The 15,717-nt window shown below is 60.0% G+C and carries 20 protein-coding genes and 3 pseudogenes; 8 read left to right on the plus strand and 15 right to left on the minus strand.

The annotated features are described in order from the left end of the window. Nucleotides 1-203, plus strand: a 203-nt coding sequence (locus NKI39_RS31110) for a hypothetical protein (protein ID WP_352836643.1), incomplete at its 5' end; no start/stop codon positions are given. A gap of 54 nt (nt 204-257) precedes the next feature. On the opposite strand, the gene NKI39_RS31115 is transcribed toward NKI39_RS31110, so the two are convergent. Continuing rightward, the gene (locus NKI39_RS31115; protein ID WP_023680942.1) at nt 258-476 is read right to left on the minus strand and encodes a hypothetical protein; all 219 of its coding nucleotides are present in this window, start codon (nt 474-476) and stop codon (nt 258-260) included. A gap of 260 nt (nt 477-736) precedes the next feature. Beyond that, a complete protein-coding gene (locus NKI39_RS31120) occupies nt 737-967 on the minus strand; it encodes a hypothetical protein (RefSeq protein ID WP_352836646.1) in 231 nt (76 codons plus the stop codon). A 479-nt stretch (nt 968-1,446) separates the two neighbouring features. Here NKI39_RS31120 and NKI39_RS34385 point away from each other — a divergent pair. After that, nucleotides 1,447-2,092: pseudogene (locus tag NKI39_RS34385) on the plus strand (glycogen debranching N-terminal domain-containing protein); the annotation flags it as partial. A 241-nt stretch (nt 2,093-2,333) separates the two neighbouring features. Here the strand turns inward: NKI39_RS34385 and NKI39_RS31135 are convergent. The 4 genes from NKI39_RS31135 to NKI39_RS31150 form a co-directional block, all read right to left on the minus strand. Further along, complete coding sequence (locus NKI39_RS31135) at nt 2,334-2,618, minus strand: PilZ domain-containing protein (protein WP_023680838.1); 285 nt, start codon at nt 2,616-2,618, stop codon at nt 2,334-2,336. 293 nt (nt 2,619-2,911) lie between these two features. Further along, complete coding sequence (locus NKI39_RS31140; protein ID WP_352836654.1) at nt 2,912-3,316, minus strand: TadE/TadG family type IV pilus assembly protein; 405 nt, start codon at nt 3,314-3,316, stop codon at nt 2,912-2,914. Beyond that, a complete protein-coding gene (locus NKI39_RS31145; protein WP_352836657.1) occupies nt 3,306-3,746 on the minus strand; it encodes a TadE/TadG family type IV pilus assembly protein in 441 nt (146 codons plus the stop codon). The genes NKI39_RS31140 and NKI39_RS31145 overlap by 11 nt, the downstream gene beginning before the upstream one ends. A gap of 5 nt (nt 3,747-3,751) precedes the next feature. Continuing rightward, nucleotides 3,752-4,444, minus strand: coding sequence for a hypothetical protein (locus NKI39_RS31150; RefSeq protein ID WP_352836660.1), 693 nt, complete (start codon nt 4,442-4,444; stop codon nt 3,752-3,754). On the opposite strand from NKI39_RS31150, the gene NKI39_RS31155 reads away from it, so the two are divergent. Continuing rightward, entirely contained in the window at nt 4,437-4,625 is a 189-nt protein-coding gene (locus tag NKI39_RS31155) for a hypothetical protein (RefSeq protein WP_352836707.1), read from the plus strand. The two genes, NKI39_RS31150 and NKI39_RS31155, sit on opposite strands and share 8 nt — an antisense overlap. After that, nucleotides 4,625-4,798: a hypothetical protein gene (locus NKI39_RS31160; RefSeq protein ID WP_352836710.1), complete on the plus strand. Its 174-nt coding sequence runs from the start codon at nt 4,625-4,627 to the stop codon at nt 4,796-4,798. Before NKI39_RS31155 ends, NKI39_RS31160 begins: the two co-directional genes overlap by 1 nt. A gap of 47 nt (nt 4,799-4,845) precedes the next feature. On the opposite strand, the pseudogene NKI39_RS31165 reads toward NKI39_RS31160, so the two are convergent. After that, a pseudogene (locus NKI39_RS31165) lies at nt 4,846-5,097 on the minus strand (hypothetical protein); the annotation flags it as partial. On the opposite strand from NKI39_RS31165, the gene NKI39_RS31170 reads away from it, so the two are divergent. Beyond that, entirely contained in the window at nt 5,015-6,037 is a 1,023-nt protein-coding gene (locus NKI39_RS31170; RefSeq protein ID WP_352836663.1) for a recombinase zinc ribbon domain-containing protein, read from the plus strand. The pseudogene NKI39_RS31165 and the gene NKI39_RS31170 sit on opposite strands and share 83 nt — an antisense overlap. Before the next feature lie 57 nt (nt 6,038-6,094). On the opposite strand, the gene NKI39_RS31175 is transcribed toward NKI39_RS31170, so the two are convergent. Next, nucleotides 6,095-6,994 (minus strand): LysR family transcriptional regulator, encoded by a 900-nt coding sequence (locus NKI39_RS31175; RefSeq protein ID WP_352836665.1) that lies wholly within the window; start codon nt 6,992-6,994, stop codon nt 6,095-6,097. Nucleotides 6,995-7,094: 100 nt separating this feature from the next. Here NKI39_RS31175 and NKI39_RS31180 point away from each other — a divergent pair. Next, nucleotides 7,095-7,358 (plus strand): annotated as a pseudogene (locus NKI39_RS31180) (PLP-dependent transferase); the annotation flags it as partial. After that, on the plus strand, nt 7,258-7,602 hold the full coding sequence (locus NKI39_RS31185; RefSeq protein WP_502898303.1) for an oligopeptide/dipeptide ABC transporter ATP-binding protein: 345 nt from the start codon (nt 7,258-7,260) through the stop codon (nt 7,600-7,602). The pseudogene NKI39_RS31180 and the gene NKI39_RS31185, both read left to right, overlap by 101 nt. Nucleotides 7,603-7,809: 207 nt before the next feature. On the opposite strand, the gene NKI39_RS31190 is transcribed toward NKI39_RS31185, so the two are convergent. Next, entirely contained in the window at nt 7,810-8,826 is a 1,017-nt protein-coding gene (locus tag NKI39_RS31190) for a methyltransferase domain-containing protein (protein WP_352579537.1), read from the minus strand. A 56-nt stretch (nt 8,827-8,882) separates the two neighbouring features. Here NKI39_RS31190 and NKI39_RS31195 point away from each other — a divergent pair, with 56 nt between their 5' ends. Continuing rightward, entirely contained in the window at nt 8,883-9,473 is a 591-nt protein-coding gene (locus NKI39_RS31195) for a TetR/AcrR family transcriptional regulator (protein WP_023722494.1), read from the plus strand. Between the two features lie 147 nt (nt 9,474-9,620). Here NKI39_RS31195 and NKI39_RS31200 read toward each other — a convergent pair whose 3' ends face one another. From NKI39_RS31200 to NKI39_RS31225, 6 genes are all read right to left on the minus strand, one after another. Further along, entirely contained in the window at nt 9,621-11,066 is a 1,446-nt protein-coding gene (locus NKI39_RS31200) for a hypothetical protein (protein WP_352836668.1), read from the minus strand. Nucleotides 11,067-11,604: 538 nt separating this feature from the next. Beyond that, a complete protein-coding gene (locus NKI39_RS31205; RefSeq protein ID WP_352836702.1) occupies nt 11,605-12,354 on the minus strand; it encodes an amino acid ABC transporter ATP-binding protein in 750 nt (249 codons plus the stop codon). A 44-nt stretch (nt 12,355-12,398) separates the two neighbouring features. Further along, complete coding sequence (locus tag NKI39_RS31210) at nt 12,399-13,454, minus strand: amino acid ABC transporter permease (RefSeq protein ID WP_352836670.1); 1,056 nt, start codon at nt 13,452-13,454, stop codon at nt 12,399-12,401. Between the two features lie 32 nt (nt 13,455-13,486). Beyond that, complete coding sequence (locus NKI39_RS31215; RefSeq protein ID WP_352836672.1) at nt 13,487-14,608, minus strand: ABC transporter permease subunit; 1,122 nt, start codon at nt 14,606-14,608, stop codon at nt 13,487-13,489. A 70-nt stretch (nt 14,609-14,678) separates the two neighbouring features. Next, nucleotides 14,679-14,966 (minus strand): hypothetical protein, encoded by a 288-nt coding sequence (locus NKI39_RS31220; RefSeq protein ID WP_352836674.1) that lies wholly within the window; start codon nt 14,964-14,966, stop codon nt 14,679-14,681. Further along, a complete protein-coding gene (locus tag NKI39_RS31225) occupies nt 14,963-15,712 on the minus strand; it encodes a transporter substrate-binding domain-containing protein (RefSeq protein ID WP_352836676.1) in 750 nt (249 codons plus the stop codon). The genes NKI39_RS31220 and NKI39_RS31225 overlap by 4 nt, the downstream gene beginning before the upstream one ends. Nucleotides 15,713-15,717 lie beyond the last annotated feature (5 nt).

Below are 15,717 nucleotides of genomic sequence, written 5' to 3' on the forward strand. Positions count from 1 at the left end.
CCTCCACTCCAGCCAGCATCTTGAATCACAAAACAGATAAATCTGGAATCCCCTTTGATTCCGTCAAAGGGGGAACCGCTCTAGCCATTGCGGCGATCGCCTCAAAGGACCATTCGGAAATCTGCGGCATCCGATGCTTATTCGTCCTCGGCGAGAGAGTTAATATGAGGGCTGTCACGCCAAGGCGGGAATGTCGAGAATGAATGGCAGCACACGGTCGCCATTGCCAGGTCACGACAAGCGAAGTTGGCTGACAGCTATTCGCGACCGTCGAAAGGCACGCAGAGGCCCATGGCAGTTGCTGCCTCGAGGATCGCCTCGGTTAGTTCTTCGTCGGAGGCCACCAAATAAGGCGCAGCCTCCCGAGCTTCGCGTAGTGCCGCTTTGATCGAGACCGTGTCGCGACGGTCCGCCCTGTTGAGGAGTACAGTGATTGCTTGCTCTAGAAGCGGACCGACCCTTTGCGCGACGCTCATCCGGCCCTCCCCAGGGACACGCCGAAGGGGAATCTATCACTTCCTGACCGACATCAACGCCATGTACGAAACGTACGAATTGGCACGGTGCTAGGCCGCAACAGTCAGCAATTTTTAGCTCGAGTTTCTGATCGGTGATCGGATAATTGGCTCGCGCGCAGACCCCCTCCGACCATAGAGCGCGCTTCGATCCGCCTTTCGTCCACAACCTTGGGTCGAATCGTCCCGACGTATACCGGAGGGAAGAACCTGCCATCAGGCTATTCGCGAAGGTCGAACGCGACGAACATGCCAAAGGTTGGGGCAAGATCGACAATAAGCTCCACCAGCTCGCAGTCACTTTCTGCCAGATGCGGGCCGTCTCGGCGCACCGCTGCGATAGTCTCTTTGATGGAGATGATGATTTGGCCGCGCCGGGCTCGTAAAATCAGCTCTTCAACAAGCTCATTGGCAGCCACTTTGATGGGTCGGCAGTTCGTCCAAACGTTCATACCAGGCCTCCCACCTCAGCGAGAACCCACGCGGAACATTCATAACCCTCTGTCGGGAAAAATCAAGGGAATGTTTGTAGGAATTTCCAAGAGGGGACTAGAGAACAAGCACGCAGCGAGCCTCGGTACTCTTCCGCTTTGACGCTCACGCAGCCGGCTAGGGACCTTCTTCCGTCGGGGCCTGTTTGGCCCGATCAATAGCCGCAAGTAATGACTGTAGGGTTGGCGGCAGTTCTGGTTCGACCCCCAGATTTAAGAACGTTTGTACGTTATGACGATAGCCTTCGGAACGGATCAGTTTCCGAAACGCTTCGGAGACAGACTCATGGTCTGCTTTGTTGCTGGTTGTCATGTTCGGGAAGTCCGTCCGAATGAGCCGCAACTCGCCCGCAACGAATGGGTTCCATCAGGAGGTCGGAATATTTGGTAGAAATTTTTGAGCGGGAGATCGGATAACTGGCTCGCGCGAAGACCCCCCGTTGCTCGAGCGCATTACCTTCACCAACTACTTCGCGCGCGAGATTGCGTTGCCGGTCCGTGTCGACTTCCGAGACATGTTCGCGGTGCGCGGCACCACGCGTAGCCATCGCGGTCGTGCCCATGACGCGCTTATTGGTGAGGCAAGCGTCACATTTCGGTACGAAGGGCTTGATAATGTGGGGCGCCAGTCGGTCATTGCGGAGCCGGATCAGGTGCATTCCAGTTACGCCGAGTTCCGCATTGTCGTGCCGAGCCGTGACCGCAGGATCCTCCATCTGGATGGTCGGTCACGGCGAAGAGATTCCGTCCAGTGACCGGTTTCGTGCCGCCGCTGCGCGAGCGCGATGTGCGATTCGCTCAAAGCGCCGGCAAGGCGCCACCGTTTTCAGTTCCGGACGCGTGTTCAATGACTGGCTGGCCCGCACACGTGCCGACATCGCGCTCCTGACAACCGACCTCGAGACGGGACCATACCCGTATGCCGGCATTCCATGGTTCTCAACCGCCTTTGGTCGCGACGGAGTCATTTCTGCCTTGCAGATGCTCTGGCTCAATCCCGAGCTTGGCCGTGGCGTGCTGGCGTTTCTCGCCCGCTACCAATCGACCGAGACGCCCCACCAGGGCCGCATCCTCGCGACGACTCGGACCGTCTCGAAATGCACGAGCACTGTTTAAACCATCAGGACGGTGGAGAGGGCGAGAGCAGTAGCTATTCTGAAATCTCCAACGATGGTCGGCAAATCGATAATGGAAGCGAGCAGTCAGTCGGCGCCAGAATGGTTGTCGGCCACCTAAGTCGAAGAAATTCTGGAGGAGGAACAAGGCGTCCAAAGGAGAGGGGTCAATCACCGCCCAGCATACGGCTACGAGGTGTGGTTCAGGGGATTTAGCCGTAGTGCCAGTGCGGCTTTGGCTCGGTGCCGGTGAACATGACGCCGATGCGGTCTTCGCGACGCCAACGAACCACCGCCTTGTAGGCGATGCCGTCGGTCGGCACATAGAGCAGGAATTCGTCGGGGACGCGAGCGTCGATCGAGGCCTTCAGTTCGGCGCCGCCGGCATGCATGTTGCGCACCGTGCACGTGACCTCGGAATGGGTCATGCCGGTCAGGATTGTTGCGCCCTTGAAGACGCGCTGCCTGCGTTGGCGCCTCTGTTCGTCTTCAGCCATTTCGCCTAATTCCCGGCGTCTGTCGCTTCGTGTAGCTTTTGGTCTGCCAGATAATTGAGCGTGGCTGATGAACATAGCGTTATCGTCAGAGGCGGCGTGACATGCGGGATCGGTCGTGGAAGTACGTTTCAGGAGCATGCCGGCCTCCTACCAAAGGGCTTGCCAAAGCGGCCGGCGACCCCAATGGGTCAAGCCGGGGATCAAAGCCCGCGTGAAGCACCTTGCGGCAAGGAAGGGCTTCGCTGCAGGTTTTTTGATGGAGAACTAGCTGCGGCGTCCGACTAGAATGAGCCTTATGTTCCAATCAACGGAACCGTGACGGTTGTCGCATAATTAATCGGATACCGGTCGAAATACGGGAACTCGATCACGAACGCATATTTGGCGGTCAGATGTGCCATTCGAAAGCCGCCGCTGGGGGCGTCGATTGCTATTGTTACGTCGACGTCGCTCAATCCCAAACTCAGCAATTTTGCCGTGGCTATCGCTTCTATCTCTGCTTCGGTTAGCGAGTTCTTCATTTGCAGCGCACGTGAGGACGTTTCCAGCGTGTACCGAACACTCGACATGGCATTCAGAGCCCAGCCGAATGCGAAGATGCCGATCAAAAGCGTTATCAGAATAGGCGCGATCAGCGCGAACTCTAATGCAGCTCCGCCTGATGCATCCCCCGTGAAAGCTCTCGACTTAGCGGACACGAATCACCTGTTGATGACTGAGTTCGCGCGAGAAGGAAAACGCGCCAAAACTGAAGGGCGGTGACCAGGTGGCTGTCGCCTGTATTACAACGAAAACCGCGGGAGCTTTCAAACTGTCGCACAGGATCGATGGATCGGCCACGATGTTCCCGCACATGTATTTCCGGCTCACTGCCACCTGCGCGCCATCAGGATGGTTTTCCCAGCTCGAAAGAGCGACAGCTTGGATAGTCGTATCCTCGACTGCGCCTTGCATCACGAGGTTCGCCGCGGTTTTGACGCCTGCACGCATCGACAATGCGCTCGAGACAAAAGACCAGCCGTCGATGACGCCAAGAAGTACCAGGCAAAGGATCGGCACAATCAGCGCAAACTCTACCGCAGCAACACCCGAATCGCTCCGGAAGATCCGGGCTGATAATCGTTCCACGAAGATTACTCCACAAGCCGAACGGATTGCGTCGCCGGAATATTACGCATTCCGAGGCTCGTGCAATCCTGGCTGATGCTCGTGTTGCCGGACCACTGCAAGGTACCGGCGACGACCTGCGTGCAACCACCCTTGCCAGAAAAATTGCCGAGATAATTGACGTCCTGGGTTGGAAAATACAGAGCGCCGGTCAAAAGCGAATCCGCCGTGCCGTTTAACGTGTTCGATCCCGTCAGGTTACCTCTGTCGCCGTAAAACAGGACACCGGAATACGTGCCCGACGTGGGTGCACTAAGTTTGACGGTGGCGTTGCCGTTCATGGTGACGCCGGAGCTGCCGGCCAGATAGATGATGACTCCGGTGCCGGAAACATTGGCGTTCGCGTTCGCCTTGAAATCACCGCCTTGAATGACGTACACGCCGGGCGCGAGCGCAACATTGCCGCTCAAGCTCAGCCCGCTGCAGTATGTCCCGGGGTTCAGGGTCGACAATTTCGAGTTTTGACAGGGGGTTGTGGCTGGTGGCGCCGGCAGGTCGGCAAAGGGATCACCAGCGGGTAAGGCCTGGGTTATCGGGCTGGCGCAAACAGTCGTCACAGGGTTGTTCAACGAAACACCGCCGGCCGATATCAGGCAGTCGGCCTGAAGGTTTGCCGATCCCTGAAGCTTGATCGCATCGGCGGCAATGGAATTGGACATCACGGAGCAGCCCGTCATTTTTATGGTCGAACTGCCGGAAAACAGCGCCGCTCTCGGGGCGGAACGATTGAGCGACAAAGCGCAGGCCTTTGAGGCGTCAGTGATGAAAGCCACCGCTCTTGCCCGTGCGCCGATCGCGTTTTGCGTGAATATCGATGTGAAAAACCGATCGAGGGTCTGATGAACGATGACCTCGACGGCCTTTTGGGCGACATTCGGGCCAGAGGACGGGGAGTGAAGATTTCGATTGTGCCTGTTGACGGGTCCCAGCCGTTCGTCGTCGCTGACAGTGTCGCGGCGGCGACTATCGTTGGCTTGTCAGATCCCGAAACCTTTTCCAAAGCGCCAGCATAGGCTGCCGCATCCGCCACCGCCTGTAATTTCAGGCTGCTAAAATACCAGTAGGAGGTCTCGATACCGAGACCCGCTGCGCCGACGACAATCGGCAACGATAGGGCAAAAATAGTAGCAACGTTGCCGCTCGTCCCGACGCCTCGTCGCAAACACCGAACCAACCGATATAATGCGCCCCATTTCCATGGGGTATTTAACGAAAAGATGGATGAAGGAATGGCTAAGAATTTCGCTCCATTTGATATATCCGCTCCTTGGCGCGGCCGGCACAAGCTCCCGCGGCCGCACTCGGCGAGCACGCTGCTGGTCGCTGGCCCTATCTTCAACCGGCGGCGCCAGTCGCGTATCGGGTTAGCGTTTCCAGTCTCAATGATTGACTTTGCGAGTGTTTCGCCCTCGTGGGTATGGGATGCAGTGCAAGCCCGCAAGAAGCTTTATGGAGGCATGAAGCTCCATCACCGCCGACGGCCGAAGCACATGTTCTCGGGGCTCGTGCGGTGCGGCTGCTGTGGCGCTTCCTATACGGTGAAGAACAGGAACCAGCTTGCTTGTGCCGCGCACCGTGAGAAAGGCACTTGTACCAATAACAGAACGATCCGTGTTGCCGAGCTTGAGAAGCGTGTGCTGGAAGGCATCCAGCGGCGCTTGCTGGCGCCAGATGCCATTGCGGGCTTCCTTGCTGAATATCATGCTGAGCATAAGCGACTGAACGCCACGAACCGCGAGCGGCAAAGGGAAGTCGAAAGGCGGCATGCCGGCATCGACAGGCAGATCGCTAACATCGTCGATGCCATCGCTGAAGGTGTCGCGACGACCAGCATGAAATCGAAGCTACTGGACCTCGAGCGCGAAAAGGAGAATCTAGCCCGAGAGCTTCAGGCGATGGCGGCCGCGGAAAGCATTGTGGAGTTTCATCCGGCTGCGGTAACGGTTTACCGTCGGCAAGTATCCGAGCTCCAGGACGCGTTGCAATCCGACGAGTGTGAGCGGCACGAGGCGGCGAGGATCATCCGCTCACTGGTCACGGGGATCGAGATCATTCCGATGGAGGGTAGGGGACAGGTTGAGCTGAAAGTTCGCGGTGCGCTGGCGGAGCTTCTCAACCTGCCAAATCGTAAACCAGGAACAGCGCCTAGCGCTGCAGTGATGGTAGCGGGAGAGCGCTACCGCCTTCCCCACACTCATCGAACTCCCAGTTCCAATTTCGCTGCTGCGGCTGAGCGAGGCGCGCTATCCTAATTGCGGCCTGGCGGGTGACGGCATGGGGCCCAGAAGCCGACGTTCACGAAAGTGAAGTCAAGTTTGGACAGCCCCATCAATTTCCAATGCGATACGCATCAGCTGCTCGATAAAGTCGCTAACTACTCTCGATGGGCGTCGGTTGGGTGGCAACAACAGAAGGGTTCGGAAGGAGATTCCCGGGAGAAATGGACGGAGGCTGAGGTTTCCGTTGAGATAGGGAAGGGCAGTCAAAGGATTGACCATTCCGCATCCAAGCCCCGCATTGACCATCGAGCAGATGGTGGTGGAATAGGGGGTTTCTAGAACCACTTTGGGCTGGATGCCGTGATCAGCGAAGATGGCCTCTGCTTCCCGTCTCGTAGTGTCCTCCGGAGCCAACGCGATGAAGGCCTGCCCATGGAGATCGGCGGGACGGATCACTTCCCTCCCCTCTAGCGGATGGCCCTTGGGCATGGCGATCGCGACCCGGTAGTTCCGGAATGGGTGGGCTTCGACGCCCGCAAGATCGATCTCGTCCGCCGCCAGGCCGACGTCGAACTGGCCGGAGGCGACGAGTTCTTTGACTTCCGAGGATAGTCTTGCCTGAAAGGTGATCGCAACGTCAGGGTGACGGTGTTGAAAGCCTTTAATGCCTTTGGCATTACATTCGTACTTAATGCGGAGAGACTTGCGATCCGGATTTCCCCCGAACCGAAGTCGCGAATCCGCGCCGCGGCCCCTTTCAAATCGATGAGGCCGGAGAATGAGGTCTCCACTTCCCTGAAAAACAGGTTGCCTTCTGCCGTCGGCGACTCCGTCCTTTGATGCGGTGGAAGAGGCGAAACCGATGTCGCGCTCCAGTTCTTGGACGGCCTTGCTCACCGCAGGTTGTGAGATGCGTAGTATCTCCGCGGCGCGTGAGGCGGTTCCAATCGTCATCACGGCGTGGAAGACCTCGATCTGGCGAAGATTCATGGCGCAGCTATAACCTGAGAGAATAGCATATCCCGATCTTGATATTGGACGGAATAGGTTTTGTCATGCTGTAACTGTCTCCAACACATGAGGAGCAAGCATGAACGATCTCACCCAATGCGTTGTGACCCCCCAAGTCAAAACAGACGGCTTCGAGGCTCTGGGTGCAGCCGTCCATCGGGCTTCGACGATCGTATTCGCGGATGCCGCAGCCTACGCCACTCGCGGCCAGCGAGGGCCTGACGGCTATTCCTACGGCCTCTATGGCACCCCGACGACGCGTACACTGGAGCAAAAGATCACTCAGCTCGAGCAGGGTCACCGGACGCTTCTCGCGCCATGTTCGCGAACCCGCCCATCCGTACAGCCAGGCGCTGCTGTCCGCAGTTCCTTCGCCTGACCCGCGCATTGAGGCCGACCGCCGCCGCATCATCCTCGCAGGCGACCCGCCGAGCCCGAGCAATCCACCGCCGGGCTGCCGGTTCAACACGCGCTGTCCGGTGGCGATGGATATCTGCCGGTTGGACGAGCCCCAACTGCGTCCCGTTCCTCATGGCGGCGTCGCCGCCTGCCATCTGGCTGAGAGTGATCACCGCCCGGTGATCTGACAACGAATGGCAGTTGGTCTTCCGAGAATAACGTTAAGCGCCGTCTGCCGGCGTCTGATCTCGCTGCGACGGGATTAGGCCTACCACCACCCTCGCACGGCGGGGAGGCCGGAGCGGACGCGCGATTCGCGTCCGGGTGTGAAAAAGGTGAACTCCTGCGTGTCCAACAAGCCGTAGCGAGACGCGATGTCGTAATAGCAAGCGGCCTCAACGCTGGCGGCGGCCTCTGCTCCACCGATGCAGGCCACCGAGCAATCCGATCTTGAAGATTACGAAAAGGGCCACGAGTGCAATCACTGTGTAAGAGATCGGATTTGAGGCGTCGCTTAGACCGCGCCACGATAGCCACCAGGGCGCGCCTGCGTGCATGGCGATCAGCACGACGATGCCTAGCACTAGGCCTATGGTGTGCAGGTGGCTCATGGCTGCAGGCCGTGCCGGGCCTGAGGATTCTTCCGTGCCGAGAGCGACAAACCTATCGCGAATACGGGCGACGTCGGCGGCCGCCGTGGCTAGCACGAACTGCAGGTTCTTCGTGCCAACCGCGCCGCTAGCGACGATGTTGAGACCCGAGTCCCGGAATTCCGTTATGATGTCGTCGACTGTGCTGACGCCGTGACGGTGGAAACGATCGATGAAGCCTCCATCCTGTGGCGCTTGCACGAAGTCGACGGCGAGTACGCGACCGGATGGCTTCAGGACTCTGTGTATCTCATGAGCCATCTGATTACGTCCATCGCCAGAAAGATGATGGAGCATCAGCGTCGTCGTTACGACATCGAATTCGGCATCCCGGAACGGTAATGCCTGGGCGGCGGCCTTTTCAAAGGTGACCTTCAGACCGACTCTTCGAGCCTTCGCACCCGCCCTGGTGATCATCTCCGGTGACGCATCGATCCCGTGCACGGTGCCCGTCGGCCCGACCTGCTGCTTGGCAAGTATAGCGAGCGTTCCCGTCCCGCACCCTATATCGAGGACGGACTCTCCAGGTTCGAGCTGCGTCAACCGGAGGATCTTTTCGCGAAAGGCGCGTTCGCGGCCTAAGGTGAACAGCCAAGTCATCAGATCGTAGCGTGCTGCCCAATGTATGACGCGGCCGGGGGCGCCGGCTCCGCTGTTGTTATGCCCATGTTTTCTCATCAGAGACTCCTTGGCCACTCTCGCCGGTTGATGGACATCATGTTCGGAAACTGACATGGTATCCGGGAACGCGTCAACGACCATTCGCGGCAGAATGTCCGGTACCGCACGGTCCTCTGCCATCTGACCGGAAAAAGCTCATGGGAACGGAAAAGACGATAGACCGCCGTGTCGCCCGGACCCGGTCGACTCTTCACCATGCGCTGATCACTTTGATCCTGAGAAAGGGATATGAAGCAATTACCGTCGAGGACATCTGCAATGAGGCAAACATCGGCCGATCGACCTTTTACGCGCACTTCACCAGCAAGGACGACCTCAAGCGCAGCGGCCTGGACGATCATCTGCGCGCCATGCTGGTCGAACGCCAGCGGCATGCGCTTGCAGCGCCAGGCGAGCTGAAAGATCGCAGCTTGGGGTTCGTGCTCGGTATGTTCGAGCACGCGCGTGAACATATCGATCTCTACCGAGCTCTGGCCGGGGGCCGCGGTGGGACTATTGTGCTCGGCAGCATCCGCGAGATTCTATGCGATCTCGTGCGCGCGGAGCTTGCCGCAAACAAGGACAGGAAGCTTCCCGATGTCGTGCCGAACGAACTGATCGTCCAGTTCGTCGTGGGTGCCTTTCTGTCGGTGCTGATCTGGTGGCTCGACGGCGGCGCCAAATTGCCGCCGCAACAAGTCGACCAGATCTTCCGGCGTCTGGCCACCGAGGGCGTCCCGTCGGCTTAGATATCAGGCCGAAGAACTGTGAAGCAGTCAGTTGCAGTGCCGGCGTTGCCAATTCACCAACCACCGGCTTTGTTCGACGCATGTCCTTGAGGTCGCGATACACCGCCGTGAGGTCTGTCGACGCCTCTGATACGTGGCTTGCGGCCGTCAGACGGCCGTCGGCGTGGACAGCAGCCACAGCCCGAAAACCGTATATCCGACCATAAAAACGGTCAGCGGAAATTGGCTGAGCGCCGCGCGGCTGCGCGCCGGATGCAAACGGAACGCCAGCCCATGCGCGACCAGAACGGCAAGTATATGGCCGCCGATGATCGCCGCCGCCTGAAAGTTCCAGATGATCCACGCTGCATCGGAGCCCATGATCACTCCCGCCCCGACATTCATGTGCGCCGTGCCGAATAGGTTCCATCCCCGATCAAACGGATCCGAAATAGCGACGATCGCATTCTGGCCGTTCACCAGGAGGGCCGTCAGATAGTGGGAAAAATGATAGGCGAGCGCGATCGGGACGATCGACCAGACAAGGAGCCCGACCGCTTTTCCGAAAGAGATGCTCCCGGCCAACCGCTCACCGACAATCACTGCGGCGAAGAACACGGCGGCAAGTGCGATAAACATCAGCACAAGACCGGCGCTGTTGATTCCGACTAATGCCGAGCGCCCCGGAAATTCGAGCGGATTGACACCATTCGCGCCCAGCCAAGAGAAGGTCTTCGACAGACCGTCGAAGGACGCCGAGCTCAACGTCAGCAACAGAAAGAGCATACCGCTCGCCGGCAAGGCTTGCGCGCTCCACAATTTCGCTCCAGGCCAGCAGAGTGAGAGGGCGCGCCCCCCGCTTGGGTGGTCCGGCGTCGTTTCGACGATGGCGAAGCGTGACACCATGCGGAAGAACGCGGACAGAAACTCGCCGCGCCGGCTCCAGCCTTCGTAGCCGAAGATGATCATGCAGACGAAGGTCGAGAGCCAGTAGGCCATGAGAGCGAACGCAAGCCGCGCCGGATCTTCGGGCGCCGGATAGATCAGCTCGAACCAGGCGAAGCTTGCAAACAAAATCAACGCCGGCCAGTAAGCCAGTCCTTGTGGCATTGTGCGATCGCGGAATGCCGGGAAGACGCTGGAGAAAATGCGCCACGGTCCGTACCACGGGTTTGTCCACGACCAAACATTGCCGAATACGCCCTGAAGCAATGTCAGTCCGACCCAGACCAGCGTCCACACCGTTAGCGGAAGTGGATTCGACAGCGGATCTCGGCTGCCGAGAATTCCCGCCGCCACGAGAATGGCGAGAACCGCGAAGGCGAGCGTGCTGATCCAAATGCGCGCGGCGTCGCCGAATTGACCAATTGGCAGGCGGGATGCCGAAATGCGTTCGAGGAGCCTGGGCGGGAGGACAGCCAGAACCAGAAAACTCGCGGCTACGGCCACCGCCCCGCCCACGACATAATATCCGGTCGGCAGGAGCATGACATAGCCGCGCTCGGAAGCATGGGCAAAGGCTGGGGTTGTGAAATGCGGCACGAGGGCAGCAGCTGATAATGCGATGCCCAACGCTCTCGCAGAGATGCTTTTATGTTCGCTGTCCGCCGCCATCCATCCGTCTTGCCACATGGCATTTGCGAAGGAAAGCGGACTACTGCTCGCGCAAGTGGAGGTGCCAAAGTGGGTGCCCGACTTCGTGCTAGCCCCCAAAGCCCACTTGGTGAACAGGCCATATGATGCAGCTACGACTTCGAGTCGAGAGTTGCGTTGTGGACGACGTTCTCGTCCTCTGCCGTCTGCTGCAATACGTGGCAGCTGTGCCTGCGCCGGCCGGCGGCGCATTATCTTCGAAACAGGACCGGAGCGCCCACCGCCAGGATCGTCGACGTGCAGAAGTTGTGGGCCGAACATCTACTAATGGCCGGAACTCGCGGCGCTGTCGATCCTGTTTCGCGAACGCCTGGTGTATTCCTTCGAGAGTCGGCCGCGCTTGTTCGACATTATCTCGCGCAGCATCGAAGGCGTCGCCGGCCTGATCCTGGGCCGGCGTCGCGGTCTGGCAGGTCGCTGCGCGCTGACCAGGCTCCGGATGGATTTCTGATTTGCGTCTGCCCATCCGGCCGGCGCATGGGCTGGCGGGAGAGGTTCGCTAGTTCAGGATCTGGGCAAGAAACAGTTTGCTGCGCTGGTGACGCGGATGCGAGAAGAATTCGGAGGGCGTGTTCATCTCGACGATCTCGCCCTGGTCCATGAAGACGACGCGGTCGGCGACCTGGCGGGCAAATCCCATCTCGTGCGTGACGCACAGCATCGTCATGCCATCGTCGGCCAGCGCGACCATGGTGTCGAGCACTTCCTTGACCATTTCAGGATCGAGGGCGGAGGTCGGTTCGTCGAAGAGCATGATCTTCGGGCTCATACAGAGCGCACGGGCGATGGCGACGCGCTGCTGCTGGCCGCCGGACAACTGGCCGGGATATTTATGCGCCTGGTCCGGGATCTTCACCCGCTCCAGATAGTGCATGGCGGTCTGCTCGGCTTGCCCGCGCCGCATCCTGCGCACCCAGATCGGCGCCAGTGTCAGGTTTTCCAGAATGGTCAAATGCGGGAACAGGTTGAAGTGCTGGAACACCATGCCGATGTCACTGCGGATTACGTCGATCTGCTTCAAATCGTTGCTGAGTTCGACGCCTTCGACGACGATCTGCCCCTGCTGATGCTCCTCCAGCCGGTTGATGCAGCGGATCATCGTCGACTTGCCCGAGCCGGACGGACCGCAGATCACCAGCTTCTCGCCGCGATGGACGGTCAGGTTGATGTTCTTCAGCACATGGAAGTTTCCGTACCACTTATTCATGCCGGTCATTTGGATAGCAGGCGGAGCGCTGGGATCGGGCATGGACGGAACGCGCGTTGGGGCGGACGATAACATCAAGGCATTTCCTAGTGAGCGGTCGGGCCGCGCCGCTCCAGGAAGTCGGCGAAGCGGGCGAATGAGAAGGAGAGCGCGAAGAAGATCGCCCCGATAAACAGGAACGTCTCGGCCGCCGGCGACGGCCAGTCCGGGTCTGCCAGCGCCGCCTTACCGGAGCTGATCAGGTCGAACAGGCCGACCACCAGGACCAGGCTGGTGTTCTTGATCATGACGATGATGGTGTTGGCCAGCGCCGGGATCGCCACCTGGATCGCCTGCGGCAGGATGACGAGATATTGCGTGCGCCAGAAGGGCAGGCCGAGCGCCGCCGCGGCCTCGTATTGGCCATTCGGGATGGCCTGCAGGCCGCCGCGGATCACCTCGGCGAGATAGGCCGCGGCGAAGATGGTGAGGGCGACCAGCGCACGCACGAACTTGTCGGGCAACAAGGCTTCGGGCAGGAACAGCGGCATCATGATCGATGCCACGAACAGGATGGACAAGAGCGGCAGTCCGCGCACCGATTCTATCAGGACCACGGCGCCGATGCGTATCGCGGGCATGGTCGAGCGCCTGGCCAGCGCCAAGAGAATGCCGACTGGGAAGGCGACGCCGATGGCGACGACGGTGAGGATGAGCGTCACCGGCAGGCCGCCCCAGGACGAGGTCGGAACCTCGGTCAGGCCGAGGCCGCCGGCCATCAGCCAGAAGATCAACACGAGCGCCGCCATCCAGAGCGCTGCCAGCCGCGGCGCCCAGCTGGCGGGCCGCACCGACCAGGCAAGCAGCGCCAGGATGAGCAGGCAGACGATGGCGGGGCGCCAGCGTTCGTCGAGCGGATATATGCCGAACAGCAACTGCCCGGACTTGGCGTAGATGAAGCTCCAGCAGGCTCCGGTGGCCACCCGGCAGGCGCTTGGATTGGGATCGAACAGCACGGCGTCGATTACCAGCCAGCGCAGCATCGGCGGTACCGTGGCGACGAGCAGAACGCCGAACAACAGCGTCAGGGCGGCATTGAGCGGCGTGCCGAACAGGAGCTTGGCGGACCGCCGCAAGGCGCCGAAGCGGATCTGTCCTGGCATTGGCTCGGCCGGAAGGGGAAGAGACACGGCCTTCATAGTTCAGCGCTCCACGATGCGATGCGACGGTTGTACCAATTGGCCGCACTCGACAGGCTCAGGTTGAGGGCGAGATAGACGCCGAGGATGATGAATACGCCCTCGATCGAATGGCTGGACTTGCTGATGATGGTGTTCATGACCGCAAGGAAGTCCGGATAGCCGACCGCGATCGCCAGCGTCGAATTCTTGACGACGTTGATGTATTGGCTGTTGAGCGGCGGGACGATCACCCGCAGCATCTGCGGGATGATGATCAGACGCAATATTTTGCCGCGTGGCAGGCCGAGCGAATGACCTGCATCCCACTGACCGCGGCCGACCGAAAGCACGCCGCCACGCACGATCTCGGCGACGAAGCCGGTGGTGTAGATGGTCAGCCCGATCAGGATGGTGGTGAGTTCGGGCGTCAGGTCCTTGCCGCCTTTGAAGTTCGACCCAGTGAAGGTCGGCCAGTCGACGGAGAACTTCGCATCGGCAAGCCAGAGCCCGGCAATGCCAACCGCGAGGATCGCCGGCGCGGTCAGCGGTGGCAGCCATCCTCTTCTCGCCGCCGCCCAGCCAGCGGCCGCCAGTGCCAGGGCGAGAGCAATGACGAGCAATCCCGCGGTGGCGACGTCCATGCTGACGGCCGGCACCACAAAGCCGCGCATCGAGGCGTAAACGCCTGGCAGCGGATTGAGCGCTTCGCCGACCGGCGGCAGCACCTTCCACCACAGCGAGTAGAGAAAGATCAGAAGCACGATCGGCGGTGAATTGCGTGCAACCTCCACCCATACGCGGCAGGTGCCCGCCGCCAGGGGATTGCTGCTCAGCCGGGTGATGCCGACGACGAGGCCGAGCGCGGATGAAAAGACGATGACGACCGCGGAGACGAAGACCGTATTGGCGAGCCCCGTCGCGATCGCCCAGTAATAGGGGTCCCGCGACTTGTAAGTGAGGATTGCTTCGGAGATGACGATCCTTGACGGCATCATCAGGAAATCGAAGCCGATCGGGATGCCGCGTGCCCTAAGATTGGCGAAAGTCGTGCTGACGAGCAGGGCAGCGAAAGCGGCAACCGCGGCGGCCAGGGCACACTGGATGATGATCGATCTGGTCTTGGCATCGCTCAGCATGTCGACCTCGAGGGTTCGCGGCGTTGGCAGGGAAGGGGAGCGCCGGGCCCGTTCCCCTCCATCATGCGGCTCAATCCCAGGGGAAAGGATAGTTGAGGCCCCCGTCCTTCCACAACGCGTTCAGACCGCGTTCGACCTTTAGCGGGCTGTCCTTGCCGAGATTGCGGTCCCAGATCTCGGCGTAGTTGCCCATTTGCTTGATGACGTTGTAGGCCCACTTATCGTCCAATCCGAGCGGCTTGCCGAAGCCCGGTTCCTCGCCGAGCACGCGTTTGACTTCCGGACTGCCCGACACAAGCTTTTCATCGATGTTCTGCGAGGTGATGCCGTTGGCCTCGGCCCAGAACAGGGCATTCAATGTCCAGCGCACGACGTCGAAGAGTTGATCGTCGCCGCGGGCGACCGCGACGCCATTGGGTTCGGCGGCTTGCCGACCTTGATGATGTCGTAGTCGTCGGGGTTCTTGGCCACCGAAGCACGCTGTCCGGCTGCCGCAGTGCCGTCGGTGACGTATGAATCGCAGCGGCCGCCGAAGAAGGCGTCGCGCGCCTGAATGGTCGAGTCGTAATAGACTTTCTCCATCGCGATCCCGAACTCTTCCTCGGTTTCCTCGATCGCTTTCTCGGTCAGGCTGCCACCGCCTTGCAGGCAAACGGTCTTTCCGTCCAGCAGTTTGGGCTCGGTAATATTGTCGGCCTTGCGCACGAGCATGCCGTCCGTGTCGTAGAGATTGATCCAGACGAAGCGGACAACCGTATCGCGACTGTAGGTGATGGTGGATGTGCGCGACAGAACGTCGATCTCTCCGGTCTGCAGCGCAGGAAAACGCTGGCCTGCGTTAAGCGGCACGTAACGGATCTTCTCCTTGTCTCCGAGGATGGCGACCGCGAAAGTGCGGCAGATATCGGAATCGAAGCCGCGATAATACCCCTTTTCGTCGGGCCGGGAGAGACCGGGCACGCCCTGGCTGGCGCCGCAGCTGACATAGCCGCGTTCCTTGATCTTGTTGATAACCGCCTGCGCGCTGGCGTCCACGGCGCCCGAAGTCAGGCTGGCCAATCCTATCGCCAGACCCGTGAGCCATTTCAGACCTTGATGTTTCATAGTCA

The organism is Mesorhizobium sp. M0664, from assembly GCF_040320565.1.
Classification (GTDB): Bacteria; Pseudomonadota; Alphaproteobacteria; order Rhizobiales; family Rhizobiaceae; genus Mesorhizobium.

Excerpts from the sequence above, each read along its gene's own strand:
- NKI39_RS31200 (WP_352836668.1), bottom strand. The coding sequence starts at position 11,066 with ATGGCGGCGGACAGCGAACATAAAAGCATCTCTGCGAGAGCGTTGGGC.
- NKI39_RS31150 (WP_352836660.1), bottom strand. The coding sequence starts at position 4,444 with ATGTCCAATTCCATTGCCGCCGATGCGATCAAGCTTCAGGGATCGGCA.
- NKI39_RS31225 (WP_352836676.1), bottom strand. The coding sequence starts at position 15,712 with ATGAAACATCAAGGTCTGAAATGGCTCACGGGTCTGGCGATAGGATTG.
- NKI39_RS31135 (WP_023680838.1), bottom strand. The coding sequence starts at position 2,618 with ATGGCTGAAGACGAACAGAGGCGCCAACGCAGGCAGCGCGTCTTCAAG.
- NKI39_RS31195 (WP_023722494.1), top strand. The coding sequence starts at position 8,883 with ATGGGAACGGAAAAGACGATAGACCGCCGTGTCGCCCGGACCCGGTCG.
- NKI39_RS31185 (WP_502898303.1), top strand. The coding sequence starts at position 7,258 with ATGGCACCCCGACGACGCGTACACTGGAGCAAAAGATCACTCAGCTCG.
- NKI39_RS31210 (WP_352836670.1), bottom strand. The coding sequence starts at position 13,454 with ATGCCAGGACAGATCCGCTTCGGCGCCTTGCGGCGGTCCGCCAAGCTC.
- NKI39_RS31175 (WP_352836665.1), bottom strand. The coding sequence starts at position 6,994 with ATGAATCTTCGCCAGATCGAGGTCTTCCACGCCGTGATGACGATTGGA.
- NKI39_RS31190 (WP_352579537.1), bottom strand. The coding sequence starts at position 8,826 with ATGGTCGTTGACGCGTTCCCGGATACCATGTCAGTTTCCGAACATGAT.
- NKI39_RS31170 (WP_352836663.1), top strand. The coding sequence starts at position 5,015 with ATGGCTAAGAATTTCGCTCCATTTGATATATCCGCTCCTTGGCGCGGC.
- NKI39_RS31215 (WP_352836672.1), bottom strand. The coding sequence starts at position 14,608 with ATGCTGAGCGATGCCAAGACCAGATCGATCATCATCCAGTGTGCCCTG.
- NKI39_RS31120 (WP_352836646.1), bottom strand. The coding sequence starts at position 967 with ATGAACGTTTGGACGAACTGCCGACCCATCAAAGTGGCTGCCAATGAG.
- NKI39_RS31115 (WP_023680942.1), bottom strand. The coding sequence starts at position 476 with ATGAGCGTCGCGCAAAGGGTCGGTCCGCTTCTAGAGCAAGCAATCACT.
- NKI39_RS31205 (WP_352836702.1), bottom strand. The coding sequence starts at position 12,354 with ATGCCCGATCCCAGCGCTCCGCCTGCTATCCAAATGACCGGCATGAAT.
- NKI39_RS31160 (WP_352836710.1), top strand. The coding sequence starts at position 4,625 with ATGAACGATGACCTCGACGGCCTTTTGGGCGACATTCGGGCCAGAGGA.